Consider the following 25,166-nt stretch of genomic DNA (forward strand, 5'->3'; position numbering starts at 1 on the left):
TCGCTTTCTAACCCCTTTTTCCCTTTTAGTTCTCTCCTGTTCCCGGAACCTGAAGGATCGCGCCACGGTTACCGGATGTAACCATTGCCGCATAACGTGCCAGATAGCCGGTCTTTACCTTTGGCTCTCTCGGCTGCCATTTTGCTTTTCTTGCCGCAAGCTCCTCATCGGAAACAGCAAGTTCGAGTGTCATCTTCGGAATGTTGATCTTAATGATATCTCCTTCCTCTACAAGCGCGATCGGGCCGCCGACTGCTGCTTCCGGTGAGACATGACCGATGGAAGCTCCACGGCTCGCGCCGGAAAATCTTCCGTCCGTGATAAGCGCTACTGAAGATCCGAGTCCCATTCCCGCGATCGCGGAAGTCGGATTTAACATCTCACGCATACCAGGGCCGCCTTTCGGTCCCTCATAACGGATCACAACAACATCTCCGGCAACGATCTTACCGCCCTTGATGGCAGCAATCGCGTCTTCCTCACAGTCAAATACGCGCGCCGGTCCTTCATGTACCATCATCTCATCGCAGACTGCGGAACGTTTTACCACGCCGCCGTCCGGTGCAAGATTTCCCTTTAATACGGCAAGTCCGCCGGTCTTGCTGTACGGATTGTCAAGCGGTCTTATCACTTCCGGATTCTTGTTTTCCGCATCCGCGATATTTTCTCCTACGGTCTTTCCGGTCACGGTCATACAATCGGTATGTAACAGCCCTGCGTCCGCAAGCTCCTTCATAACCGCGTAAACACCGCCCGCCTCATTTAAGTCTTCCATGTAAGTCGGGCCTGCCGGCGCAAGATGACAGAGGTTCGGTGTCTTTTCACTGATCGGATTTGCAAAAGAAATATCAAAATCAAAACCTACCTCATGCGCGATCGCCGGAAGATGTAACATACTGTTGGTAGAACATCCTAACGCCATGTCTACGGTCAGCGCGTTTAAGATCGCATCCTTAGTCATGATATCTCTCGGACGGATGTTTTTGCGGTACATATCCATAACCGCCATACCCGCATGCTTTGCGAGTTTGATACGCTCTGAATATACCGCCGGGATCGTTCCGTTTCCACGCAGTCCCATACCGAGCGCTTCGGTCAGGCAGTTCATGGAGTTTGCGGTATACATTCCGGAACAGGAACCGCAGGTCGGACATACTTTCTCCTCAAATTCTCTTACGTCGTCCTCGGACATGGTTCCCGCCGCATAAGAGCCTACCGCCTCAAACATGGAAGAAAGACTTCTCTTCTGTCCCTTTACATGTCCCGCTAACATCGGGCCGCCGGATACAAATACCGTCGGCACATTGATTCTTGCCGCAGCCATCAAAAGTCCCGGTACGTTCTTGTCGCAGTTCGGCACCATGACAAGCGCGTCAAACTGATGTGCCTGTGCCATACACTCGGTGGAGTCCGCGATCAGATCTCTGGTCACAAGTGAATATTTCATTCCGATGTGTCCCATGGCGATTCCGTCGCATACCGCGATCGCCGGAAATACAACCGGGACGCCGCCTGCTTCCGCAACGCCCAGTTTAACTGCATTTACAATTTTATCCAGATTCATATGGCCCGGTACGATCTCATTATAGGAGCTTACGATACCAACCATCGGCTTTTTCATTTCTTCTTCTGTGAAGCCAAGTGCATTGAAAAGGCTTCGATGCGGTGCCTGCTGCATTCCGCATTTTACATTATCACTTTTCATCTCTTTTATTTCCTTTCTCTCTATCATAAAACGCTGGAGTTTCTACACACGCTCCGCGATCAGATCACCCATCTGCTCTGTTCCGACTTCTCTGACCGAAGCACGTTTTTCCGCTTCCTGCGGCATAATATCGATCGTGCGGTATCCCTCTTTTAACACCTGTTTTACCGCCTGTTCAATGGCATCCGCCTCTTTATCCAGATCAAGGGAGTAACGGAGCATCATTGCTGCGCTCAAAATGGTCGCGATCGGATTTGCGATCCCTTTTCCCGCAATGTCCGGCGCGGATCCGCCGCTCGGCTCATACAGTCCGAATTTGGTGTCATTTAAACTTGCAGAGGAGAGCATTCCGATCGATCCGGTCACCATACTTGCTTCATCGGATAAGATGTCTCCAAACATATTCTCTGTTAAAATAACATCAAACTGGCGCGGGTCTTTTACCAGCTGCATTGCACAGTTGTCAACCAGCATATGCTCATATGTAACCTCCGGGTAGTCCTTTGCCACTTCTTCCACGATCTTTCTCCAGAGTCTGGAAGAATCAAGCACATTTGCCTTATCCACGGAAGTCACTTTTTTTCTGCGCTTCATTGCGATGTCAAAGCCGCGTTTTGCAATTCTCCGGATCTCATTTTCATTATAGGAAAGGGTATCAACCGCTGTGACCACACCGTCCACTTCTTTTGTCTCGCGTGCGCCGAAATACAGTCCACCGGTCAGCTCCCGCATGATCATCATGTCAAAACCGTCTCCGATAATATCATCCCGAAGCGGGCACGCTGCCTTTAATTCCTCGTAAAGATACGCCGGTCTCAAGTTCGCAAACAGATTTAAGGATTTGCGCAGTTTCAAAAGCCCTGCCTCCGGTCTGAGTTCCGGTGCCAGCTTATACCACGGTGAGGTGGATGTATTTCCACCGATCGATCCCATCAGCACCGCATCCGATGCCTTTGCCTGTGCGATCGCCTCATCGGTAAGCGGAACGCCTGTCGCGTCAATGGAACAGCCGCCCATCAAAATGTCTGTATATACAAACTCATGTCCGTATGTTCTGCCAATTTTATCCAATACTTTTTTTGCTTCTCTTACGATCTCCGGTCCGATTCCGTCACCGGAAATAACTCCAACCTTACACTTCATGGAATTTCTACTTCCTTTCTCATTCAAGACTTTTCTCTGATATGCTTAATAGTTATACTATATAGTATTTCTGCGTTTATTTCAATAAGCGTATCTATTCTTGTTTTTTATATTTGATATGCTTTGCGGTTATAGAAAGGCTTTTTTCTATTATTTCATCTTATAGAAAAACAGGCCGGCTTTCCTTTCGGGGAATCCGCCCTGCTTTTTTATGATCCGTTACTTAAAATCTTTCTTCGACTTCCTGTTTTAACTGTTTTACGCCGACTTTCTGTATGCCGGAAACCAGATCTTTCGCCACATTCGTGATACGGTTGGTCGAGCTCTTGCACTGTGCTACGATCGCTTCCACTTCATTCATGGAATCCAGAGTCTCTCTTGCGCTCTGCGTATTTTCCTCTGCGGTCTGCGTGAGGGTCACGATTCCCTCTTCCATCGCATTCTTATGTTCGTTTAATTCATCCACTTCCGTTCCGATGCCGTGGATGGAATCACTCACAAGCGCGATCTCCTGGTTCAGTGACGCAAAGATGCTCTCTGTCTCATGGATTTTTTTGTTCTGCTCCTCAAACGCCTGGGAAACTTTTTCTGTGATGTCCACGCTGACATTGGAATTCTCGATCAGGGTATTGACGATCGCATTGATCTTCTCCGAAGATTCCCGTGACTGATCTGCAAGTGTACGAATCTCCTCCGCAACGACCGCGAAACCTTTTCCCTGTTCTCCCGCGCGCGCCGCCTCAATACTTGCGTTTAACGCAAGAAGGTTGGTCTGGCTGGAAATTCCCGCGATGATCTCGGTTACCGTGCGGATCTGCATTGCAGACTGGTTGGTCAGATCTGTCTGGCTGCGGACATTTTCCACTGCCGCACTGTTATCCTTACTGATCGTTACAAGTTCCCGCATGATATTTTCCGCTTCTTCGTTGCAGGATTTCATTTTTCCGGCGCTCTCCACGAGCACATCGATATTCTGCGCGATCGTTTCCACCGCCTGGCTGATGTTCATGATCTTCTGCTCGATATCCCTGGTCTTATCTGCCTGTGCCGCTGTATTATCGGTAATGGAGTTTACTTTTCCGCTGACGCGTTCCACAGAATCCGACATATTTCCAAATGATTCCTGAAAATCTCCGGATACTTCCTCCAATTCCGCTGTCGCCGTGCGGATCTGGTTTACTACCTGCGCAAAAGATGTGATCATCTCATTTGCGGAACGCGCCATCTCTCCAAGCGCGTCATCCCGCTGTAAGAGCGCATTATCCTGCTCCATATGGTCATCGCCCATTTCTTCCATATGTTTGACCATAAAGCGGATCTTTCCGGTCGCTGCCCTTACTGCTGCCACTACTCCGCCGATCATCGCAAGGATCACAACAAGCAGGATCACGTTCGCCACAAGACTGCTCAACGTTCCCTTCTGTACCAGATACATCACGCCCATATTTATCAGCCACAATACTACAAACGGCAATGCACAGACACAAGCCAGTTTGCCCAGCATTGCCGTCTTTTCCTGTTCTTTTCCGGTATTCATACAAAATCCCCCTTATCCTATGTTCTTTTTACTTATTTTATCAGAAAATCCGGCTTTGCGAAAGCCCAAAAAACAAAAGAGACCCGGGGCAGCTGCCTCAAGTCTCTGTTTGACTGCCCATTATTTCTCAGCCTTTTTGTCCTTCTTATCCGCTTTTTTGTCTGTCTTGTCCACAACAGCCTCTTCCGGCTTTTCTACTGCCGCGATCGCAGCTCTCTGCATCGGAATACGGCAGTTCTTGTTGTTACCAAATTCAATGATCACTGTGTCATCTGAGATATCGATGACTACACCATAAAATCCGCTGGTTGTAAGAACCGTATCGCCAACTGCGAGCTCGGAAAGCATGGCGTCCTTACGCTGCTGTTCCTTCTTCTGCGGACGAATCATCATAAAATACATCAGTACAAAGATAAGTATCAGCCAGAAAATCATAAAACTCATCGAGCCGGTACCTGTTGCTTCTGCTAAAATAGACATTGCATTTTTCCTCCTAAAATCACCATATAAATTGCTTCCTGTCTCTTTGAAGCGCTCCTATTATTCTACACAAAGTTGTCTGCCACATCAAGTGGTTTTCCATTTTTTCATAGAAATTTTACTTATTTACCATCCATCTGGCTCATACCGTAAAGTTTTTCATCCATATAGGACGCATATCTGCCGGCGTCAATGGCATCCCGGATCTCTTCCATCATCGTATTGTAAAAATACAGGTTATGCATCACACATAAACGCATGCCGAGCATCTCCTTCGCCTTTAACAGATGGCGGATATATGCCCTGCTGTATCTGCGGCATGCCGGACATCCGCAGCCCTCCTCGATCGGTCTGTCGTCCAGTTCAAAACGCTGGTTAAACAGGTTTAATTTTCCCTGATTGGTGTAGACATGTCCGTGTCTTCCGTTTCTTGTCGGATATACGCAGTCAAAGAAATCCACCCCGCGCGCAACACCCTCCAGGATATTTGCAGGCGTTCCCACACCCATAAGGTACGTCGGCTTGTTCTCCGGCAAATGCGGAACCGTGACATCCAGGATATGATACATCTGCTCATGTGTCTCTCCTACTGCAAGTCCTCCTACCGCATATCCGTCAAGATCCATCTCCGTGATCCGCTTCGCGTGGTCGATACGGATATCCTCAAGAACTGCTCCCTGATTGATCCCGAACAACATCTGGTTCTTGTTGATCGTATCCTCAAGTCCGTTCAACCGCTGCATCTCCGTCTTGCAGCGCGCAAGCCATCTGGTCGTACGCGCCACTGAATTTTCCACATAATTCCGGTCAGCCAGCGCCGGCGGGCACTCATCAAACGCCATTGCGATCGTAGACGCAAGATTGGACTGGATCTGCATACTCTGCTCCGGTCCCATAAAGATCTTCCTTCCGTCCACATGCGAGTGGAAATATACCCCCTCTTCTTTGATCTTTCTTAAATCCGCGAGGGAAAACACCTGAAATCCGCCGGAATCGGTAAGGATTGGCTTGTTCCAGACCATAAATTTATGCAGACCACCCAGTTTTTTTACAATTTCATCCCCCGGTCTCACATGAAGATGATAGGTATTGGACAGCTCCACCTGTGTCTTTAACTGTTCGAGATCCTCGGTGGAAACCGCTCCCTTGATCGCCGCGGCAGTACCTACATTCATAAACACCGGTGTCTGTATATCGCCATGCACGGTATGAAGCACGCCCCGCTTCGCCCGTCCGTCTTTTTTTAATAACTCGTACATAAGATCTCCTTTTTCTTTTATTGCTCAGTCGTCTGTTTCTTATTATAGCGGCTTCCCCCAAAAATGTACAGAACAAAATCCCCGTTCATTTTTGATTTTCCGGTTGTCTTTCTTTTCCAAATCCTCTATACTTAAAATTATTGTATTATTATAGAAAACAGGAGGACATCATGGCAGGTTCAACGTTTGGAAATATATTTAAGATCACAACCTGGGGAGAATCCCACGGCAAAGGTGTCGGCGTCGTTGTAGACGGCTGTCCGGCAGGACTTCCTCTTTCCGAGGCAGATATCCAGGTCTATCTGGATCGTAGAAAACCGGGACAGTCAAAATTCACCACCCCGCGTAAGGAGGACGATGCGGTCGAGATCCTTTCCGGTGTCTTTGAGGGTAAGACCACCGGCACGCCGATCTCGCTGGTTGTTTTTAACAAGAACCAGCAGTCAAGGGATTACAGTGAGATCGCGTCCTACTACCGTCCGGGACATGCTGATTATACCTTTGACGCAAAATACGGTTTCCGGGATTACCGGGGCGGCGGACGTTCCTCCGGCAGAGAGACGATCGGACGTGTTGCCGCAGGTGCCATCGCCTGCAAGATCTTAGACACGCTCGGCATCCACATTCTGACTTATACCAGATCCATCGGTCCCGTTGCGGTCGATATGTCACGTTTTTCCAAAGATGAGATCAAAAATAACGCGCTTGCGATGCCGGATAAGGACGCTGCCGAAAAAGCTGCCTCCTACCTGGAAACATGCATAAGTGAGCAGAATTCTTCCGGCGGAGTCGTTGAATGCGTGATCACGGGAATGCCTGCCGGTATCGGCGATCCGGTCTTCGAAAAGCTGGATGCCAACCTCGCCAAAGCCATTCTTTCCATCGGTGCGGTCAAGGGCTTTGAGATCGGGGACGGTTTTGACGCAGCCACCGCTACCGGTCTTTCCAACAACGATGCCTTCTGTCTTGACGCAGACGGTTCTGTCTCCAAAAAGACCAATCACGCCGGCGGTGTGCTTGGCGGAATGAGCGACGGAAGCCCGGTCATCTTCCGCGCAGCGATAAAGCCGACACCTTCCATTGCTTCCACGCAGCAAACGGTAAACAAAGCAGGCGAAGAGATCCAGATCCAGATCAAAGGACGCCATGATCCGATTATCGTACCGCGCGCCGTTGTCGTGGTGGAGTCCATGGCTGCGCTCATGGTCACCGATCTGCTTTTGTCCAATCTTGGTGCCCGCATGGAGTATCTGGAAAAGATTTACAACGTTTAAAAAATCTGTCTTAAAACATTGTTTACAAAAAAAGACCACAGGACACGAAACCGTGTTCTGTGATCTTTTTTATTTCTCTTCTTCCAGTCTGCATCCGCAGGCTTCACACAGGTCATAAAAATCGGTAAGCCAGGCATCTGCCACTGTTTTTGCACCATGAAATTCATTTCCCTCTGTGTCAATTCTTTCTTCGTCCGTGCGGATTTCATCGATCATTCCCCGCAGCTGGTAGCCCTCGCGCTCATTTGCCGGCATCTGTTCCGCCAGAAGCTCAATGCAATGGCAGATCTCTTCCAAGATCTGCAGCGCATGCTCTTTTTCCCCGTGTTCCTGTGCCAGAAGCTCTTCCAGTTTTTTTGCCTCTTCGGTCAGGCTATACTTTTGACTTCTCATTTTTCTCCCCCTGTCTTTGCTGCTTTTTTATTCCTCTTTTCTGCGCAGAATATCGTACTGCATAAGTTCCTGCCCCAGGTCAAGATATAAGACCTGCTTCGGATGCGGTGCGCTTGGCATATCATTTCCTTCCTCATCCACGATGCGCTTTACCGTGACCGGAATATTATCCCCGTTCGCGCGCATGACCTCGATCGTTTCCCCGACAGAAAACTTGTTGCGCTGTTCAATCCGATAGAGCCCTTCCTCATTCTGCTCTCCTACAATGCCAAGATATGTGTATTCCTTCTCATAGGTGTTATTATCATAGATCTGAGCTTCCTCGGACGGTTTTCCAAAGAAAAATCCGGTCGTAAAATGACGGTAGGTACAGTTTGAGATCTGATCCAGATACCACGGCATATTTTCCTTATACTTTTCCGGAGATTCCAGATAATCATCGATCGCTTTCCGGTAAGTACGCGCAACTGTCGCGACGTAAAGCGCCGTCTTCATCCGTCCCTCGATCTTGAAACTGTCGATCCCGGATTCGATCAGCTCCGGAATATGCTCGATCATACAAAGATCCTTGGAATTAAAGATATAGGTTCCACGCTCATTTTCGTAAACCGGCAGATATTCACCCGGCCGTTTTTCTTCCACGACCGCATATTTCCAGCGGCACGGATGCGTACACGCACCCTGGTTTGCGTCACGCCCGGTAAAATAATTGCTGAGGAGGCATCTTCCCGAATAGGAAATGCACATCGCACCATGCACAAATGTCTCGATCTCAAGCTCATCCGGGATCTTTGCACGGATCTCACGGATTTCTTTCAAGGAAAGCTCACGCGCAGTCACAACTCTGCTTGCGCCAAGTTTCTGCCAGAATAAAAAAGTGCCGTAATTGGTGTTGTTCGCCTGCGTACTGACATGTATATCAATTTCAGGACAGACTTCCCGCGCAACCGTAAACACGCCCGGATCTGAAATGATAAGCGCATCCGGTCCGATTTCTTTTAACTCCTCGAAATACGCGCGCACGCCTTCAAGATCCTCATTATGCGCAAGGATATTTGCCGTCACATAGACTTTTACATCATGTGCATGGGCAAAAAGGATCCCCTCTTTCATATCCTCCATGGAAAAGTTTTTTGCTTTCGCACGCAGACCAAACGCTTCTCCGCCGATATACACTGCGTCCGCACCAAATATAACCGCTATTTTCAGTACCTCAAGACTGCTTGCCGGTACCAGTAATTCCGGATGTCTCATTTTTTCTCTCCTGCTTTCTATTTCTTTACGCTGACCGTGATCCCATCACCGATCGGCAATACCGCCGTGGTCAGTTCTTCGTGGTGGGTAAGGGTGTACAGATATTCCCGCATCCGTTTGTGGATCGTACGGTTCCTCCGTGTCACCGCAAAACGGGACTGTATGATGTCACCGTCCTGCAATACATTGTCCGATATCAGGGTGCCGCCGCTTTTTAACAGACGAAGCACCTCCGGCAGAAAATGGATGTACTGCCCCTTCGCCGCATCCATAAATATAAAATCAAAAGGTTCTTCTATTGTCGGAAGAACCTCTTTTGCATCTCCGGTCAGGAGTGTGATCACGGATTCTTTCCCTGCGCGCTTAAAATTTTCACGCGCGATTGGAATCCGCTTTTCATAATTTTCAATCGTGATGATCTCACACGCACCCGGATTATATTCTGCCATAAGAATCGCGGAAAAGCCGACTGCCGTACCGACCTCCAGGATCCGCGCCGGACGTTTCATCGCGAGAAACACCTTCAAAAACGTCTGCATTTCCTTGCGGATGATCGGAACATCACTGCGCAGCGCTTCCCGTTCGATCTCATCTAAAATCTCTGTATTCCCGGTTTCCAACGAATTGATGTATGTAACCAGTCGTTCCTCTACTACCACTGTCTCTTCTCCGCCTTCTTTTATGTATTCTCCGTGCTGCTTTCCGTATCTTCTTCCGCCGCCATGATCTGCATCATCTCTTCGGCGGTCATTGACGTGTTCAGGGTATACGTGCCCTCCTTGATCGCCCCGGAATAAGATGACAGTTTCAGCTGAACCACAAAAAGGTTCGCGTCACGGATCAGGCCTTTCTCCTCAAGCTGTCTGCCGACATCCTTCGCGGACATATCTGCCGTCACGGTAACTGTCTTGTCTGTACCGGGCGCGCTCTCCATCGCATCCTCTGTATAGACGCGGTATCCAAAGCCATATGCCCACTGACCTGCCCGGATCAGCCCGAGTACCACAAGAACCAGGATCAAAAGGGAAATGACGCTGCCGGTTATTCGTATTACGACTCTGCTGGTATTTTTCATCTCAACTGCCTCGCTATTCTCCTTCGTTTTCAAAACCGACTTCAAAGTCCAGTTTCTCTACAAACTCCCAGTTGATCTCCTGAATGACGCGGCAGAATGCCAGTTCTGCCGCAAGATACTCTGCCGCGAGCGAATTTTCACAGATCTTCGACTTCTCCCGCTCCAGCTTATCCATCTCTCCAAAAAGATCCGCGTCTTTCTGATTCTGTAACTGATAATTCCGTTTCCGGAATTCCGCAACTCTTTTTTCCACTTCAGGTTTCTCATGAATCCGCGCCTTGATGTCCTGATAATTTTTATATTCCTCGCTCGACCGTATCGCCGCGAGGAGCGCATCAAGCGCTTCTCTCATCTGTTCCATGTTCCTGTCCTCTGCTTTTTACCTAGACTTCCATAATGATCGGGATGATCATCGGTTTACGCTTTGTCTCTTTCCATACAAAATCGCCAAGCGCATCCTTGATCTCTGATTTGATCTTTCCCCAGTCTGTGATATTTTTATCCATACAATGATCCATGGTATCATTCAATACCTGCTTTGCCTCATCCATCAGGCTTTCCGAACCACGCACATAGACAAATCCTCTCGAAACGATGTCCGGTCCCGCAAGCACCTGCCCGGAGCCGCTTTCCAGCGTCAGAACAACGATGATGATTCCCTCTTCCGCCAGATGCTGTCTGTCACGCAGTACGATATTTCCAACGTCTCCGACGCCAAGTCCGTCTACCATGACATCTCCGACCGGTACATGTCCGGTAACTGCCGCTCCATCCTCATCAAGCTCTAATACATCGCCCGATGAGAGCAGGAAAATATGATCTTTGTCAATACCGATCTCTTCCGCGATATGTGCCTGTGCCATCAGATGACGGTACTCACCATGCACCGGGATCGCATATTTCGGTTTTACCAGTGAGTAGATCAGTTTGATATCCTCCTGGCACGCATGACCGGATACATGGACATCCTGGAAGATCACTTCCGCGCCCTTCATGGACAGCTCATTGATGATCTTGGAAACTGCCTTTTCATTTCCAGGAATTGGATTGGAACTCAAAACGATCGTGTCATTCGGTTTGATCGTGATCTTTCTGTGGATGCCGGATGCCATTCTCGATAACGCCGCCATGGATTCTCCCTGGCTTCCGGTCGTGATAAGCACGGTTTTCTCATCCGGATAATTTTTCAGCTCCTCAATATCGATCAGCGTATTGTCCGGGATATTGATGTAACCGAGCTCCTGCGCAGTGGAAATGATATTGACCATACTGCGTCCCTCGATCACCACTTTTCTGCCATATTTATACGCCGTATCGATGATCTGCTGTACACGGTCCACATTGGACGCAAAGGTAGCAATAATGATACGGTTATTCTTGTGATCCGCAAAGATCGTTTCAAATGTTTTTCCGACTGTCTTTTCCGACATCGTAAAGCCAGGGCGCTCCGCATTGGTACTGTCGCACATAAGCGCCAAAACGCCCTTCTTTCCGATCTCGCCAAAACGCTGTAAATCAATGGCATCACCAAATACCGGTGTGTAATCTACCTTAAAGTCTCCGGTATGCACAACGATACCTGCCGGTGAGTAGATCGCAAGTGCCGCCGCATCCTGGATACTGTGGTTGGTCTTTATAAATTCCACGCGGAAGCAGCCCAGATTGATATGCTGTCCGTATTTTACCACCTTGCGTTTCACCTTGGACAAAAGATTGTGTTCGGTCAGCTTGTGATCGATGATGCCCATCGTCAGCTTTGTCGCATAGATCGGCACGTTCACTTCCTTTAATACATAAGGGATCGCACCGATGTGATCCTCGTGTCCATGTGTGATGAAAAATCCCTTTACCTTGTCGATATTGTCCTTTAAATAGGTGACATCCGGGATGACCAGGTCGATGCCGTACATGTCATCTTCCGGGAAAGACAGACCGCAGTCCACTACGATAATGCTGTCCTCATATTCGAATGCCGTGATGTTCATTCCAATCTGCTCTAATCCTCCAAGCGGAATGATCTTTAATTTTGAATGATTACTGTTTTCTGTTGACTTTTTCTTCAAGTCCGCACCTCCATTTATTTTTTGATTCTCCGTTCCTGTTTCATTTTTTAAGATTTGTTCATAACGAGTCAAGCGACCATGCACGCATGTCCGCCTGACTCGTTCTTTGCGGGAATAACCGTCTGTTTCAAACGTTTCCCTATGTATCTTGTTTTTAAAATCAGCTGCCCGTTAATGTTCTATAATTCAATATCGACATCTTCCAGCATCTCGGAAAACACTTTAGCGATTGCTTCTAATTCTGCTTCTTCTTCCACGATCTCATAGACCGCTTCTTTCTCTGTATCTTCGGAAAGATCTTTTAAGACAAATGCATCTGAGTCACCGTCTTCATCTACGGTTACCAGAAGATAGTCCCTGTTATTGATCCTCGTCTGTTCCAATACATAAAACTCCAGACATTCTCCCGTGTCCGGATCGGCAAATTTTATTTTCTCCATGAAAACTCCTATTCTGTCTGATTCTTCAAAGAATCCAGATAGCCCTGAAGTATAAATTCAGCGGCAATTCTGTCCACATACTTTTTACGGTCTTCCCGTCTGATCCCGCTCTCCATCATGACCTGATCCGCAGATACTGTCGTCAGTCTCTCATCCCATAATATTACGGGAAGAGAAGTCCGTCTCTCCAGCATCTCCTTGAATTCCAGCGTCTTCGCGCAGCGCTCTCCCTCCGTATTGTTCATATTCTTGGGATAGCCAAGCACGATCCGCTCCGCACCGTATTCCGCAATGATCTCCTCGATCCTTGCCAGTGTCTGGCGCAGCTTTGTCGGGGATTTTCTCCGTACGATCTCAACTCCCTGTGCCGTGATCAAAAGCTCATCGCTCATCGCAACGCCCACAGTCTTTGAGCCAAAATCCAAACCGATGATACGCATAGTCTCCTCCTACTGCCAGGAATTGGTCTTAATATATTCTTTTAAAATTTCTTCCACGAGTTCGTCACGTTCTACCTTCATGATCAGACTTCTTGCATTATTATGGCTGGTGATATACGTCGGATCTCCTGACATAATATATCCAACAATCTGATTTACGGGATTGTACCCTTTCTCGGACAGTGCATGATATACGATATCCAGTACATCTTTGACTTTGATTTCCGGTTCTTTTTCTACTTTGAAATATTGTGTGTTATTTTTATCCTGCATAATTTCACGCCCTTATTTTTGCTCTTTTGTTCTTCTGAAGTCAAAAGCATCGCTGTTATTATTCTAATACAAATTACATTAAAATTCAACCATAAGATACAGCCCGTCGGAAAGCTCCCGCTCCATTCTGCCGCGGACCATCGTATTTGCGGCATGTCCGTCTGCCCGTACCGCCACTTTTACATACTCTTTTGTATAGCCGGTAAAATAGCGCATACCGTCCAGCTCCATCTCTTCCTCAAGCAGAGCTTCTTTTGTCCTGCCAAGATAAAATTCCCGGAATTCTTCGGACATCTCTTTTTCTAGTTCCAGCAATCTGCCGCTCCGTTTCGTCTTTATGTCCTCCGGAACCTGATCTGCCATAACCGCGGCTTTGGTCCCCTTGCGCTTTGAATATTTAAAGATATGCATTTCATAGAAATGTACGTTCTCCAAGAACTCCCTTGTCGTCTCAAATTCTTCTTCCGTCTCACCCGGGAATCCCACGATCACATCAGTCGTGATCGCCGGATGTTTAAAGTATTTTCGTAAAATCTCACATTTATTCGCATATTCTTCCGTATCATAGCGGCGGTTCATGCGTTTTAACGTCACGTCGCAGCCACTTTGCAGTGACAGATGAAAATGCGGGCAGATCTTTGGCATTCCGGCAAGTTTTTCGGCAAACTCCTCCGTCACAATACGCGGTTCCAGGGAACCGAGACGGATCCGCTCAATGCCATCCACCTTATGGACTTCTTCGATCAGGTGCAGCAAGGTATCACCGGTATCCACACCAAACGAGCTTAAATGGATCCCGGTCAGCACGACTTCCTTATAGCCCTGTTCTGCCAGATGCTCCACTTCACGCAGGACATCCTCTGTCTTTCTGCTCCGCACCCTTCCTCTGGCATACGGAATGATACAGTAACTGCAGAACTGGTTGCAGCCGTCCTGCACTTTAATAAAAGCTCTGGTGTGCTCCGCCGTCTTCTTTAAAAACAGTTCCTCATACGGCTGCCCCTTCTCATTGATGTCGATCACTGCGAGCTCTGTTTCTCCGTTTGCCTTTTCTTCTTCATACTTTCGCAGCAGCCCCGGCAGTTCATGCTTTTTGTTGTTGCCGATCACAATATCCACTGCGGTATCGTTTTTCACCTCTTCCGCCGCCGTCTGCACGTAACAGCCCATCGCGACAACCACCGCATCCGGATTCTGCTTTTTTGCCCGGTGCAGCATCTGACGCGATTTCCGGTCCGCCATATTCGTCACGGAACAGGTATTTATGATGTAAACATCCGCGTATTCATGAAACGGAACGATCTCGTATCCGCACTCTTCAAGCATCTGCTGGACCGCTTCCGTCTCATATGCGTTTACTTTGCATCCCAAATTGTGCAATGCTACTTTTTTCATTGACTTTTTTCCTCACTTTATGTTGACTTTTCCTAAAAAAAAAGTTACTATACTAATATAAAAAGAATTGTAGTAACCAAGGAGGTCTCTATATGAAAACAGTTCAAATTTCATTAAATTCTATCGACAAGGTAAAATCCTTTGTCAACGCTATTACTCAATTCGAGTTTGACTTTGATTTAATCTCTGGCAGATACGTTATTGATGCAAAATCCATCATGGGTATCTTCAGTTTAGATTTATCCAAACCAATTGACTTAGCAATTCATACCGAAGCAAATTTGGATGAAATCATGGAAGTTTTAAAACCATATCTTGTTTAATTAAAATTTCCAAAAGGGAGTGTGCATGCACTCCCTTTTTTTCTGCTCAAAATCATTCCTGTTTTCTATGCTTCTACAAGTATCGTCTCCGTCGTATCGATCGCTTCCTGCATCAGTTCATCAATCTTCTCTTCCAGTTTCTTTTCCGAATTTCTGATCACTTTAAGGCTCGGCTTGGTAACCGGATGCTTTGCAACAAAGATCGTACAGCAGTCCTCAAACGGCTGGATTGAAGTCTCATAAGTCCCGATCTTTTCTGAAATCTCAACGATCTCCTGCTTGTCAAATCCGATCAGTGGACGATATACCGGCATCTCGCAGACTTCATTGGTCACCATCAGAGACTGCATCGTCTGGCTTGCCACCTGTCCAATACTCTCGCCGGTGATCAGTCCGAGACATTTATGATTCTCTGCAAAATGCTGCGCGATCCGCATCATATAACGGCGCATGATGATCGTAAGCTCCTCATGCGGGCACTTTTCATAAATATACAGCTGGATATCTGTAAAGTTGACCACATGCAGTTTGATCGGTCCGGAATATTTTGCAACGATCTTCGCGAGATCGACCACTTTCTGTTTTGCGCGTTCACTGGTGTATGGCGGTGCGTGAAAATAGGTTGCCTCGATCTCAACACCACGCTTTGCGATCATATAACCGGCTACCGGACTGTCGATTCCGCCCGAAAGCAGTAACATTGCCCTTCCCGCTGAACCGACCGGCATTCCGCCCGGTCCCGGGATCTCCGTAGAGTAGATATTGATCTGGTTTCGCACCTCAATGCTTACCATAACCTCCGGGTTGTGGACATCCACCTTGGTCTCCGGAAGTGCGTCAAGGATCTTTTCTCCAAGCGCTGCATTGATCTCCATGGAATTCATCGGATAATTTTTTCTCGCTCTTCTCGCATTGACTTTAAACGTAAAATCCGTCTTCTGATAAGCCGCCTTTAAATAGCGCACCACATCTTCCGCAAGCTTGTCAAAGCCTTCATCATCCACCAGGACGACCGGGCAGAACGCAACGATTCCAAATACATTTTTCAGTGCGGCTACCGTCTCGTCATAATCATACTCATCGCTTATGACCTCGGCGTAGATCCTTCCCTGTTCTTTTCTTACTTCAAATTCTCCATCCACCGGATTCAAGGCAAAGCGGATCTGCTTTACCAGCATATCCTCAAACACATATCGGTTCTTGCCTTTTACTCCGATCTCTCCGTATTTAATCAAAAATGCTCTGTACATTTCCATTTCCTTTCTAATGTCTGGTATACTTCTGCAATGCAGGAACCAGTGTTTTTAACACATCCGCCGCGTAATCGATCTCCTCTTCCGTTGTGTGTACGGAAAAGCTGAACCGCACCGTAGAATCCAGAAGGTTCTGCTTTAACCCGATCCCTTTCAATGTACGGCTCACCGCCGGCTTATTGGAGGAACATGCCGATCCCGAAGACACATAGATCTGTTTGTCCTCTAACGAATGTAAAAGTACCTCTGCGCGGACTCCCTCCACGCTCACGCTCACGATATGCGGTGCGCTGTCACGGCCGGTCTTTCCATTGACCGAGACACCCGGTATCGTTGTGACTTCCCGGATAAACCGTTCCTTTAAGGCATAGAGCCTGTCCTGCTTCTCTTTAAAATCTTCATAAATTTCTGCCGCTGCTTCGCCAAGCCCCGCGATCCCCGGTACGTTTTCCGTCCCGGAGCGCATACCGTTTTGCTGTCCGCCGCCATAGATGATCGGCTTTATCTTTGTTTTTTCTTTCACATATAAAAATCCACTGCCTTTCGGACCATGGATCTTATGTCCGCTCACGGAAAGCAGATCGATCCCGCTTTTCTTCGGATAGATCCTGAATTTTCCGTACGACTGGATCGCATCCACATGTACCAGCGCCTTGGGACACTTTTCATGCACGAGCGCCGCTGCCTCCTCAACCGGCTCTACGGCTCCGATCTCATTGTTGACATGCATGAGTGAAACAAGGATCGTCTGATCGCTCAGTGCCTCCTCCAGATCTTTTAAGGAGATCACGCCGTTTTCATCCACCGGAAGATAGATTACTTCAAATCCCTCTTCCTCCAAAAACTTCATCGGATTTGCAACCGATGCGTGTTCTACAGCAGTCGTAATGATCCGGTTGCCCGTTCTGCGGTTTGCAAATGCTGTTCCGAGAATGGCAAGGTTATTGGACTCCGTTCCGCCGGACGTAAAGATGATCTCTTTTTCCGTCACTTTCAGTGTCTTTGCGATCTTTTCTCTTGCCGCTTTCACATAGCGTTCCGCCTCCACACCTTTCATATGCAGCGAGGACGGATTCCCGTAATCCTCAAGAAGAACCTTTTGCATCAGCGCAAATGCCCGGTCTGAGCACCGCGTTGTCGCTGAATTGTCCAGATATGCTTCCATCATTTTTCCTGTTTAGCCTCCATCATTTCAAGTTCCAGCATCAAAAGTGACAGCGTGGCGATCGCCGCTGTATCGGTACGCAGAATGCGTTTTCCCAGTGAGATCACCTGCATATGCTCCGTGCGCACTTTTTCGATCTCCTCCTCGGAAAAACCGCCCTCCGGTCCGATCATCACACTGATAGAATCCTTCGCATGTAAGGAATCCAGTGCTTCCCGCGTTGCCACCATACCACGTTCATTTTCATAGGGAACCAGATTCACCTGACAGTTTTTTGCGTATTCCACTGCCGAGGCAAAATCCATCACCTCATGTACTACCGGTATCCGGCTCCGCTTGGACTGCTTTGCCGCGCTCTCCGCGATCGCCTGCCAGCGTTTTTTCTTGTTCTCCGCTTTCTTTGCGTCCAGCTTCACCACGCAGTATTTCATCGCAACCGGAATGATCTCGTACACTCCGAGCTCTACCGCCTTTTGGATCACGGTTTCCATTCGGTCGCCCTTCGGCAGTGCCTGAAACAGAAATATCTTTGCACCGAGCTCTGTTCCCGCCGCCTCGGAATCTAAAATATCTGCCTGTACAAAATCATCCCCGAGTTCCAGAATCTCACAGTAGTAATCTTTTCCCTGCTGGTTGCTGACACGGATCTTTTCCCCCGGCTTCATCCGAAGGACATTTTTTATATGATTGACATCCGATCCGGTGATCGTAATAAACTCTTTTCCGATCTGCGCATCTTCTACAAAAAACTGATACATTTCTTTCTCCTGGATCTAATTCTTCTGTGCGGTAATATTTACCCACTCACCCTGATGATTGATCTCAAGCACGGTAAGTCCTGCTTTTTCAATGGCTTCCTTTACTTCATTCTCTTTAAAATCAATGATCCCGGATGTAATGAACACGCCGCCTTTTTTTAACCGCGCAGGGATCACCGGTGCCATCGGAATGATAACATCCGCTAAAATATTCGCAACCACGATATCATAGACTTCCGTCCCGACCTTTTCCTGCAGTGCCACATCATCGATGAGATTTCCCACATAAAACTCACCCATTTCTTTTGGCAGATGGTTCACTTCCATATTTTCATAAGTCGAAGTCATGCAGTTCTCATCCAGATCTGTTCCAACCACATGGGACGCACCGAGTTTCATCGCAACAATCGAGAGAATCCCGCTTCCACAGCCGACATCCAGTACCCGGTCACCCTTCTTCAAGTATTTGCGGAGCTGCCGGATACAAAGCTGTGTTGTCTCATGTTTTCCGGTTCCAAAGGACACACCCGGGTCAATCTCGATCAGGAACTTGTCCTTATCTTCTTCTTTTAACGCTTCCCAGGTCGGTTTGATCAAAATATCATCAATGTAGAAGGACTGGAAAAATTTCTTCCAGTTATTGATCCAGTCAACATCTTCGGTCTGGCTGGATGAGATCGTTCCGGCTCCGACATCCACAAACTGCCGCTGTTCCTCCAGACCCAGCATGACTTTTCGCAGAATTTCCTTCGCGTCTTCCTGTTCTTCCAGATAAAAGCTAACTCTGCTTGTCCCGTCATCTTCCGGAAGTTCCGGCGGGAAGTCAATAAACATCCCCTTCTGTTCTTCCTCCGTCAGCGGTATGTTGTCTTCAATTTCAATTCCCTCAATGCCAAGGTCATTTAACATCGCACTGACAAAATCCTCTGCCTGTGTTGTCGTTTCAATCGTAAATTTATTCCATTTCATTTTTTCACCTTTTGCTCCGTCTGCAATTTTACCTTCTATTATAGAAGGCATACTTGTTTTATATCATAACACAGTTTGTTTTCGGTTGCAACTGCCCCGTTTTTCCCACACACAAGAGAAAACCGCGGCAGTAACATATACTGCCGCGGCCTAGCCTTCCAGTCTGTCTTTCAACTCGTCATATTCCCGGTTGATCTCCTGTATGGTATTGGTATCTCCCGAAATGTTATCCGGATGATAGATCTTGATCAGATCCTTGTATCGCTTTTTCAGTGCCAGCTCACTGGTGACTCCGGCAAAAAACATCTCCCCGCGGATCGTAGCTCCTGAGGAGGATGATCTGCGTTCAAATTCATTGATCTGCTCATAAAAGATCTTCTGCTTTTCCACCTGCTGCTTTTCATCCGCAAGCCTCTTTACTTCCTCTTCCAGAAGACTCCACTTCATGGCAAACAGCTGATTCTCTCTCGCAAGCCTGGCGCGTTCCGATTCACTTTCCCGCTGCAACCGCTTTCTGTCGAGTTCAAGCTGCCTCTGCCCTCTTTTCAGCTCGCGCTCTTTCCTCTCTAAAGAATGCCTTAATACTTCTGCCTCCTCTATGGAAAGAATGCTTCGCTCTGTTCCCTCTTCTGTTTTCTTTCGTGTTGTTTTGCTCTGTTCCATGGTTTTTACCCCTTTTTGACAAACACTCCTTTGCAACCGAAATAAACCATTCACTGATACAAAGTTTACAACTACTTAAAGAGGAAGTCAACTCCATTTCCAAATTTTACCGGACTGTAAAGCAAAAAGGCAATGCCCTTACCGCACTGCCTTTCTCGCTTTTTATTTACATTTCATCAAATGCTTCTTTTATTTTGTCTTTAAATCCTTTTTTCTTCGGTTTCGCTTCCGCTGTTCCCTGCTTCTTTAACGTCTGTCCGGTCTGTTCGTCAAATGCGCGCAGCGCTTCTTTTGCTGCTTCATTCAATCCGGTCGGCACCTGTACAACCAGCGTGACATACTGATCACCACGAACTGCCTTGTTACGCAGTGACGGAACACCTTTTCCTTTCAGCCGGATCTTGGTATCAGTCTGGGTACCCGGTTTTACCTCGTAGAGCACATCTCCGTCTACGGTGTTGATACGAACCTCTCCACCGAGCGCTGCCTGTGCAAATGAGATCGGTGCCGTGGAGTAAATATTCATATCCTGTCTCTGGAAGATCGGATGTCTGGACACCACAACTTCCACCAGAAGATCTCCACGCGGTCCACCATTTACACCCGGTTCCCCTTTTTCACGGATCCTTACGCTCTGTCCGTCATCAATACCCGCCGGGATAGATACCTGTATCTTCTTTTTGCTCGCGATATATCCGGTTCCGCGGCAGTCCGGACACTTCTCCTTAATGATCTGACCGGTTCCGTTACAATCCGGGCAGCTCTGTACATTCTGCACCATACCAAACAGTGACTGCTGGCTGTATACCACTTTTCCTTTACCGCCGCATTTCGGGCAGGTTTCTTTGGAAGTTCCGGGCTTTGCACCACTTCCATGACAGGTCTTACACTCATCTTTTAAAACCAGTTCAATTTCTTTTTCGCATCCAAAAACTGCTTCCTCAAATGTGATCCGGATACTGGTGCGGATATTCGCGCCTTTCATCGGTCCGTTGTTTGCTCTCCGGCTTCTGCTTCCACCGCCAAAGAAGTCTCCGAAAATGTCTCCAAAGATATCTCCCATATCCATACCGGAGAAATCAAATCCGCCTGCTCCTCCGCCTGCACTGCCATCAAACGCCGCATGACCGAACTGATCATACTGTTTTCTCTTCTCCGCATCGCTTAAAACTGCATATGCCTCAGAAGCCTCTTTAAATTTCTTTTCTGCCTCTTTATCCCCCGGGTTCGCATCCGGATGATACTTCTTCGCCAGAACACGATATGCTTTTTTAATTGTTGCTTCATCCGCGTTTCGGTCTACACCGAGCACTTCATAATAATCTCTTTTCTGTTCAGCCATTTTCAATTCCCTCTTCTTTATATATAGACAGCCTGATTATTGTCACATAGATCTTTGCGGCCTCATCCGGCTGTAAAGATCTATATAACAATCCAAACAAGCATGCCTGAAACTTTTCTGTTCCAGGCATGCTTCCTGGCTTGCGCCATCCGCATCCGCGGCGGCATTCATACCGAATCTCCGGTATTTTGCTTCGCTGTCTAATTAAACTTCTTTGTAATCAGCATCTACTACATCATCATCTGCATTGCCTGCACCTGCTGCGCCTGCGTTTGCACCCATGTCCGGTCCTGCTGTCTGACCGCCCTGTGCTGCCTGTGCCTGCTCATACATCTTTGCAAATACTTTCTGTGCAGACTCTGTCAGTTTTTCTTTTGCTGCCTTCATATCTGCGATCTGTGCATCTGTCATGTTTTCCGGCTGCGGATTTGCTTCTACCAGATCCTTCAATGCTTTCAGGTCTGCTTCTACTGCAGATTTGTCAGCCGGATCCAGATTTGCGCCTACCTGATCCAGTGCTTCCTGGGTCTGGAATACAAATGCGTCTGCATCATTTCTGGTGTCGATCGCTTCTTTTCTCTTCTTATCCTGTGCTTCAAATTCAGCTGCTTCTTTTACTGCCTTATCGATATCTTCATCGGACATATTAGAACCTGCTGTAATGGTAATATGCTGTTCTTTTCCGGTTCCAAGATCCTTTGCGGATACATTTACGATACCGTTGGCATCGATATCAAATGTAACTTCGATCTGCGGAACACCACGACGTGCTGGCGGGATACCATCCAGACGGAACTGTCCTAAGGACTTGTTGTCTCTCGCGAACTGTCTTTCACCCTGTACTACGTTGATATCAACGGCAGTCTGGTTATCGGCTGCAGTAGAGAAGATCTGGCTCTTCTTGGTCGGGATCGTAGTATTTCTCTCGATCAGTCTGGTTGCAATGCCACCCATAGTCTCGATGGAAAGAGAAAGCGGAGTAACATCCAGAAGTAAGATATCGCCTGCGCCTGCATCACCTGCAAGTTTACCACCCTGAATGGATGCACCGATTGCTACACATTCATCCGGGTTCAAGGATTTGCTCGGCTCTTTGCCTGTGATCTGTCTTACCTTATCCTGTACAGCCGGGATACGGGTAGAACCACCAACTAAGAGTACCTGGCCAAGATCCGCATTGGTAAGTCCTGCATCTTTCATTGCGTTCTGTACCGGGATTGCTGTCTTTTCTACCAGATCATGTGTCAGTTCATCAAATTTTGCTCTGGTAAGGTTCATATCAAAATGCTTCGGTCCTTCAGCAGTAGCTGTAATGAACGGAAGGTTGATGTTTGTTGTTGTTGCGGAAGAAAGCTCTTTCTTTGCTTTCTCTGCAGCTTCTTTCAGACGCTGCATTGCCATCTTGTCACCGGAAAGATCAACGCCTTCTGCTTTCTTGAATTCATCGATCATCCACTGTGTGATACGGTTATCAAAATCATCACCACCAAGATGTGTATCACCGTTTGTAGATAATACTTCGATAACGCCGTCACCGATCTCAATGATAGATACATCGAATGTACCACCACCTAAATCGTATACCATGATCTTCTGCTCTTTTTCATTGTCAAGGCCATAAGCAAGCGCTGCTGCGGTCGGCTCGTTGATGATACGTTTTACATCAAGACCTGCGATCTTACCTGCGTCTTTGGTTGCCTGACGCTGTGCGTCATTGAAGTAAGCCGGTACTGTGATGACTGCTTCTGAAACTTTTTCTCCAAGGTATCCTTCCGCATCCGCTTTTAATTTCTGTAAGATCATTGCGGAGATCTGCTGCGGAGAATACTGTTTTCCTTCGATCTCTTTCTTGTAATCCGTACCCATGTGTCTCTTGATAGAAGAAATGGTCTTTTCTGCATTGGTAACTGCCTGACGTTTTGCCGGCTCACCAACCAGTCTTTCTCCTGTCTTGGTAAAAGCCACGATAGAAGGTGTTGTTCTTGCGCCTTCCTGGTTTGCGATAACGGTAGGTTTTCCACCTTCCATAACTGCTACACAGCTGTTTGTTGTTCCTAAGTCAATACCAATTATTTTACTCATAATAAAGCCTCCTGATTAAATATATTCTTTATTTTGAATGTTTGTTTCCTGCCTGTTACTGTACTACTGCTACCATGCTGTGTCTTACGACTGAGTCATGGTAAATGTAACCCTTTTGTAATTCCTGAGCCACAATTCCGGAATCGTATTCTTCACTTTCCACCTGCATGACTGCATTGTGGAATTCCGGATCAAACTCCTTGCCAACTGCTTCGATCGGTTTTACGCCGATCGCGTCAAGCTCTGTGAGCATCTGACGATATACTTTATCCATTCCGTCAACGAAAGCACTGTCTTTTTCGTCTTCCGGAACAGCTGCAAGTCCTCTTTCAAAATTATCAATGACCGGAAGAATCTTTTCGATCACGCTTTTCGCGCCCGTCTCGAACATCTGTGTTTTTTCTTTTTCCGTCCGCTTACGGAAGTTATCAAATTCCGCCATCTGGCGTTTCACCTGATCGGTCAGTTCCTCGATCTTCTCATCCTTTTTGTCTTTCTTTTCCTTTTTCTTAAAGCCGCTCTTTTTTTCTGTCTTTTCGGCTTTTTCCTCTTTCTTCGGTTCTTCTTTATCTTTTGAAGTATCTTTCTTTTTCTCAGCCTGATCTGCGGCATCTTTTTCGAGATCTTCCAAAACCTCTTCTAATACTTCTTCCTCTTTTTTCTTATCTGACACTTTGTTAGCCCCTTTCTCCTACTTCTTTCTGCGATCCAAGATTCCATCCAGCTGTGCCTTCAGATTCTTCAGATTGCTCATGACGTTCTCATAATCCATACGCTTGGGTCCGATGATTCCGATCGTTCCCTTCACGCCTTCGCCCAATTCATACGTTGCTGTCACCACACTGCAGTCCTTCATGGTCTGAATCGGTGCCTCATTTCCTATATAAACCTGGATTCCTGTCTGTTCCTCGTCTTCCGCGAGGTTCTCTGTAACCAGGCTGACCAGCTGATCTTTTTCTTCAAATGCGTTAAGCAGCTCACTTGCATTTCCGGAATCACTGAGTTCCGGGTATTTTAAGATGTTCGTTGCCCCGCTGGTATATATTTCCAAATCCTCGCCTTCATTGATCGCCTCGGCAACCGCATCCAGTACACTGCCGATCAGCTTGCTGTGGATTCCTGCTTTTTCCTTTAGTAAAGCGATCGTTCCAATATTGATCTCTTCCATGGAAAATCCGGTAAGGTTGGTATTTAACAGCATATTCAGCTTTAACATCTGCTCATTGTCGATCGGCTCATCGACCGGGATAATCTTATTCTTTACCAGATTGCCTTCCAATACTACAACCACCAGAATATTATGTTCATCCACATTCGAAAGCTGTAAAAACTTCACCTTGCTGTGATGTGTCTGTGGGGAAGTGATCATTGTCGCATAGTTTGTATTCACGGCTAACAGCTTTGCTACCTGCTGCAGCACCTGATCCATCTTTTCCGTATGCTCGATGACGAATGCTTTCATATCCGCCACTTCTTTGTCCTTTTCCTCCATCAGATGATCGACATAAAACCGGTATCCTTTATCGGAAGGAATTCTGCCTGCCGAAGTATGCGGCTGTAAGATATAGCCCAGTTCTTCCAGATCAGACATTTCATTGCGGATCGTTGCCGAACTCAAATTTAAATCGGTATATTTGGAAATTGTCCGGGATCCCACCGGTTCTCCGGTCTCCAGATAATTCTTGATAATCGCATTTAAAATTTTGGTTTTCCGTTCATCTAATCCGTTGTCTTCCATGTTCTCACTTCCGATTCCTGATATCTTTTTGTTTTGTTAGCACTCACTTGTTTGGAGTGCTAATTTCTATGTATTTAAGATAGCACCATACATTTTCTTTGTCAACACCTATTTCAATTTTTTTCAAAAACAAAGAGGATCC

26 protein-coding genes are annotated in these 25,166 nt (G+C 47.2%); 2 read left to right on the plus strand and 24 right to left on the minus strand.

Features of this window, described 5'->3' with window-relative positions:
• Positions 1-25: 25 nt before the first annotated feature.
• The 5 genes from ilvD to tgt form a co-directional block, all read right to left on the minus strand.
• The gene (ilvD, locus tag H8Z76_RS00120) at positions 26-1,705 is read right to left on the minus strand and encodes a dihydroxy-acid dehydratase (protein ID WP_147619094.1); all 1,680 of its coding nucleotides are present in this window, start codon (positions 1,703-1,705) and stop codon (positions 26-28) included.
• A 42-nt stretch (positions 1,706-1,747) separates the two neighbouring features.
• Positions 1,748-2,848: a 3-isopropylmalate dehydrogenase gene (leuB, locus tag H8Z76_RS00125; RefSeq protein ID WP_147619095.1), complete on the minus strand. Its 1,101-nt coding sequence runs from the start codon at positions 2,846-2,848 to the stop codon at positions 1,748-1,750.
• A gap of 223 nt (positions 2,849-3,071) precedes the next feature.
• Positions 3,072-4,385 (minus strand): methyl-accepting chemotaxis protein, encoded by a 1,314-nt coding sequence (locus H8Z76_RS00130; RefSeq protein ID WP_186981317.1) that lies wholly within the window; start codon positions 4,383-4,385, stop codon positions 3,072-3,074.
• A 120-nt stretch (positions 4,386-4,505) separates the two neighbouring features.
• Positions 4,506-4,865: a preprotein translocase subunit YajC gene (gene yajC / locus H8Z76_RS00135; RefSeq protein ID WP_022514738.1), complete on the minus strand. Its 360-nt coding sequence runs from the start codon at positions 4,863-4,865 to the stop codon at positions 4,506-4,508.
• Positions 4,866-4,987: 122 nt separating this feature from the next.
• Positions 4,988-6,124, minus strand: coding sequence for a tRNA guanosine(34) transglycosylase Tgt (tgt, locus tag H8Z76_RS00140; RefSeq protein WP_022514739.1), 1,137 nt, complete (start codon positions 6,122-6,124; stop codon positions 4,988-4,990).
• Between the two features lie 170 nt (positions 6,125-6,294).
• On the opposite strand from tgt, the gene aroC reads away from it, so the two are divergent.
• Complete coding sequence (aroC, locus tag H8Z76_RS00145) at positions 6,295-7,398, plus strand: chorismate synthase (RefSeq protein WP_186981318.1); 1,104 nt, start codon at positions 6,295-6,297, stop codon at positions 7,396-7,398.
• A 69-nt stretch (positions 7,399-7,467) separates the two neighbouring features.
• Here the strand turns inward: aroC and H8Z76_RS00150 are convergent, their stop codons facing one another.
• From H8Z76_RS00150 to mtaB, 10 genes are all read right to left on the minus strand, one after another.
• On the minus strand, positions 7,468-7,791 hold the full coding sequence (locus H8Z76_RS00150) for a hypothetical protein (RefSeq protein WP_022514597.1): 324 nt from the start codon (positions 7,789-7,791) through the stop codon (positions 7,468-7,470).
• 27 nt (positions 7,792-7,818) lie between these two features.
• Positions 7,819-9,045 (minus strand): peptidase U32 family protein, encoded by a 1,227-nt coding sequence (locus H8Z76_RS00155; protein ID WP_186981319.1) that lies wholly within the window; start codon positions 9,043-9,045, stop codon positions 7,819-7,821.
• A gap of 17 nt (positions 9,046-9,062) precedes the next feature.
• On the minus strand, positions 9,063-9,704 hold the full coding sequence (locus H8Z76_RS00160; RefSeq protein ID WP_147619098.1) for an O-methyltransferase: 642 nt from the start codon (positions 9,702-9,704) through the stop codon (positions 9,063-9,065).
• A 20-nt stretch (positions 9,705-9,724) separates the two neighbouring features.
• Entirely contained in the window at positions 9,725-10,120 is a 396-nt protein-coding gene (locus H8Z76_RS00165) for an endolytic transglycosylase MltG (protein ID WP_186981320.1), read from the minus strand.
• Between the two features lie 13 nt (positions 10,121-10,133).
• Complete coding sequence (locus H8Z76_RS00170) at positions 10,134-10,481, minus strand: YlbF family regulator (RefSeq protein WP_186981321.1); 348 nt, start codon at positions 10,479-10,481, stop codon at positions 10,134-10,136.
• Positions 10,482-10,503: 22 nt separating this feature from the next.
• Positions 10,504-12,183, minus strand: a complete 1,680-nt coding sequence (locus H8Z76_RS00175; protein ID WP_186981322.1) for a ribonuclease J — start codon at positions 12,181-12,183, stop codon at positions 10,504-10,506.
• Between the two features lie 179 nt (positions 12,184-12,362).
• Positions 12,363-12,623: a DUF1292 domain-containing protein gene (locus H8Z76_RS00180; protein WP_186981323.1), complete on the minus strand. Its 261-nt coding sequence runs from the start codon at positions 12,621-12,623 to the stop codon at positions 12,363-12,365.
• A gap of 8 nt (positions 12,624-12,631) precedes the next feature.
• On the minus strand, positions 12,632-13,063 hold the full coding sequence (gene ruvX, locus H8Z76_RS00185; protein WP_022514590.1) for a Holliday junction resolvase RuvX: 432 nt from the start codon (positions 13,061-13,063) through the stop codon (positions 12,632-12,634).
• Between the two features lie 9 nt (positions 13,064-13,072).
• Positions 13,073-13,336 carry an IreB family regulatory phosphoprotein gene (locus tag H8Z76_RS00190; protein ID WP_022514589.1) on the minus strand — a complete coding sequence of 88 codons (264 nt, stop codon included), beginning with the start codon at positions 13,334-13,336 and terminating at the stop codon, positions 13,073-13,075.
• 78 nt (positions 13,337-13,414) lie between these two features.
• A complete protein-coding gene (gene mtaB / locus H8Z76_RS00195; protein WP_147619102.1) occupies positions 13,415-14,731 on the minus strand; it encodes a tRNA (N(6)-L-threonylcarbamoyladenosine(37)-C(2))-methylthiotransferase MtaB in 1,317 nt (438 codons plus the stop codon).
• Positions 14,732-14,823: 92 nt separating this feature from the next.
• Between mtaB and H8Z76_RS00200 the strand changes: the two genes are divergently transcribed.
• Positions 14,824-15,054: an HPr family phosphocarrier protein gene (locus H8Z76_RS00200; protein WP_022514372.1), complete on the plus strand. Its 231-nt coding sequence runs from the start codon at positions 14,824-14,826 to the stop codon at positions 15,052-15,054.
• 65 nt (positions 15,055-15,119) lie between these two features.
• Here the strand turns inward: H8Z76_RS00200 and thiI are convergent, their stop codons facing one another.
• The 9 genes from thiI to hrcA form a co-directional block, all read right to left on the minus strand.
• A complete protein-coding gene (gene thiI, locus H8Z76_RS00205; protein ID WP_147619103.1) occupies positions 15,120-16,304 on the minus strand; it encodes a tRNA uracil 4-sulfurtransferase ThiI in 1,185 nt (394 codons plus the stop codon).
• A gap of 13 nt (positions 16,305-16,317) precedes the next feature.
• On the minus strand, positions 16,318-17,472 hold the full coding sequence (locus H8Z76_RS00210) for a cysteine desulfurase family protein (RefSeq protein ID WP_022514374.1): 1,155 nt from the start codon (positions 17,470-17,472) through the stop codon (positions 16,318-16,320).
• Complete coding sequence (locus tag H8Z76_RS00215) at positions 17,472-18,230, minus strand: 16S rRNA (uracil(1498)-N(3))-methyltransferase (RefSeq protein WP_022514375.1); 759 nt, start codon at positions 18,228-18,230, stop codon at positions 17,472-17,474. The genes H8Z76_RS00210 and H8Z76_RS00215 overlap by 1 nt, the downstream gene beginning before the upstream one ends.
• Before the next feature lie 15 nt (positions 18,231-18,245).
• Positions 18,246-19,199, minus strand: coding sequence for a 50S ribosomal protein L11 methyltransferase (prmA, locus tag H8Z76_RS00220; protein WP_022514376.1), 954 nt, complete (start codon positions 19,197-19,199; stop codon positions 18,246-18,248).
• Between the two features lie 150 nt (positions 19,200-19,349).
• Complete coding sequence (locus H8Z76_RS00225; RefSeq protein WP_186981324.1) at positions 19,350-19,862, minus strand: J domain-containing protein; 513 nt, start codon at positions 19,860-19,862, stop codon at positions 19,350-19,352.
• A gap of 166 nt (positions 19,863-20,028) precedes the next feature.
• Positions 20,029-21,204 (minus strand): molecular chaperone DnaJ, encoded by a 1,176-nt coding sequence (gene dnaJ / locus H8Z76_RS00230; protein WP_022514378.1) that lies wholly within the window; start codon positions 21,202-21,204, stop codon positions 20,029-20,031.
• A gap of 204 nt (positions 21,205-21,408) precedes the next feature.
• A complete protein-coding gene (gene dnaK / locus H8Z76_RS00235) occupies positions 21,409-23,286 on the minus strand; it encodes a molecular chaperone DnaK (RefSeq protein WP_022514379.1) in 1,878 nt (625 codons plus the stop codon).
• A gap of 55 nt (positions 23,287-23,341) precedes the next feature.
• Positions 23,342-23,959 carry a nucleotide exchange factor GrpE gene (gene grpE / locus H8Z76_RS00240; RefSeq protein ID WP_186981325.1) on the minus strand — a complete coding sequence of 206 codons (618 nt, stop codon included), beginning with the start codon at positions 23,957-23,959 and terminating at the stop codon, positions 23,342-23,344.
• 18 nt (positions 23,960-23,977) lie between these two features.
• Positions 23,978-25,024, minus strand: coding sequence for a heat-inducible transcriptional repressor HrcA (gene hrcA / locus H8Z76_RS00245; protein ID WP_186981326.1), 1,047 nt, complete (start codon positions 25,022-25,024; stop codon positions 23,978-23,980).
• Between the last annotated feature and the right edge of the window lie 142 nt (positions 25,025-25,166).

Source organism: Roseburia yibonii (genome assembly GCF_014297335.1).
Lineage (GTDB): Bacteria > Bacillota > Clostridia > Lachnospirales > Lachnospiraceae > Roseburia_D > Roseburia_D yibonii.

What these genes read in the sequence shown, in the direction of transcription:
- H8Z76_RS00190 (WP_022514589.1), bottom strand. Translation starts at nt 13,336, where the DNA reads ATGCAGGATAAAAATAACACACAATATTTCAAAGTAGAAAAAGAACCG.
- H8Z76_RS00215 (WP_022514375.1), bottom strand. Translation starts at nt 18,230, where the DNA reads ATGTATCAGTTTTTTGTAGAAGATGCGCAGATCGGAAAAGAGTTTATT.
- leuB (WP_147619095.1), bottom strand. Translation starts at nt 2,848, where the DNA reads ATGAAGTGTAAGGTTGGAGTTATTTCCGGTGACGGAATCGGACCGGAG.
- H8Z76_RS00200 (WP_022514372.1), top strand. Translation starts at nt 14,824, where the DNA reads ATGAAAACAGTTCAAATTTCATTAAATTCTATCGACAAGGTAAAATCC.
- prmA (WP_022514376.1), bottom strand. Translation starts at nt 19,199, where the DNA reads ATGAAATGGAATAAATTTACGATTGAAACGACAACACAGGCAGAGGAT.
- thiI (WP_147619103.1), bottom strand. Translation starts at nt 16,304, where the DNA reads ATGTACAGAGCATTTTTGATTAAATACGGAGAGATCGGAGTAAAAGGC.
- H8Z76_RS00210 (WP_022514374.1), bottom strand. Translation starts at nt 17,472, where the DNA reads ATGGAAGCATATCTGGACAATTCAGCGACAACGCGGTGCTCAGACCGG.
- mtaB (WP_147619102.1), bottom strand. Translation starts at nt 14,731, where the DNA reads ATGAAAAAAGTAGCATTGCACAATTTGGGATGCAAAGTAAACGCATAT.
- H8Z76_RS00155 (WP_186981319.1), bottom strand. Translation starts at nt 9,045, where the DNA reads ATGAGACATCCGGAATTACTGGTACCGGCAAGCAGTCTTGAGGTACTG.
- dnaJ (WP_022514378.1), bottom strand. Translation starts at nt 21,204, where the DNA reads ATGGCTGAACAGAAAAGAGATTATTATGAAGTGCTCGGTGTAGACCGA.
- ruvX (WP_022514590.1), bottom strand. Translation starts at nt 13,063, where the DNA reads ATGCGTATCATCGGTTTGGATTTTGGCTCAAAGACTGTGGGCGTTGCG.
- H8Z76_RS00225 (WP_186981324.1), bottom strand. Translation starts at nt 19,862, where the DNA reads ATGGAACAGAGCAAAACAACACGAAAGAAAACAGAAGAGGGAACAGAG.
- aroC (WP_186981318.1), top strand. Translation starts at nt 6,295, where the DNA reads ATGGCAGGTTCAACGTTTGGAAATATATTTAAGATCACAACCTGGGGA.
- hrcA (WP_186981326.1), bottom strand. Translation starts at nt 25,024, where the DNA reads ATGGAAGACAACGGATTAGATGAACGGAAAACCAAAATTTTAAATGCG.
- yajC (WP_022514738.1), bottom strand. Translation starts at nt 4,865, where the DNA reads ATGTCTATTTTAGCAGAAGCAACAGGTACCGGCTCGATGAGTTTTATG.
- H8Z76_RS00180 (WP_186981323.1), bottom strand. Translation starts at nt 12,623, where the DNA reads ATGGAGAAAATAAAATTTGCCGATCCGGACACGGGAGAATGTCTGGAG.
- ilvD (WP_147619094.1), bottom strand. Translation starts at nt 1,705, where the DNA reads ATGAAAAGTGATAATGTAAAATGCGGAATGCAGCAGGCACCGCATCGA.
- H8Z76_RS00170 (WP_186981321.1), bottom strand. Translation starts at nt 10,481, where the DNA reads ATGGAACAGATGAGAGAAGCGCTTGATGCGCTCCTCGCGGCGATACGG.
- tgt (WP_022514739.1), bottom strand. Translation starts at nt 6,124, where the DNA reads ATGTACGAGTTATTAAAAAAAGACGGACGGGCGAAGCGGGGCGTGCTT.
- H8Z76_RS00130 (WP_186981317.1), bottom strand. Translation starts at nt 4,385, where the DNA reads ATGAATACCGGAAAAGAACAGGAAAAGACGGCAATGCTGGGCAAACTG.
- H8Z76_RS00150 (WP_022514597.1), bottom strand. Translation starts at nt 7,791, where the DNA reads ATGAGAAGTCAAAAGTATAGCCTGACCGAAGAGGCAAAAAAACTGGAA.
- dnaK (WP_022514379.1), bottom strand. Translation starts at nt 23,286, where the DNA reads ATGAGTAAAATAATTGGTATTGACTTAGGAACAACAAACAGCTGTGTA.
- H8Z76_RS00165 (WP_186981320.1), bottom strand. Translation starts at nt 10,120, where the DNA reads ATGAAAAATACCAGCAGAGTCGTAATACGAATAACCGGCAGCGTCATT.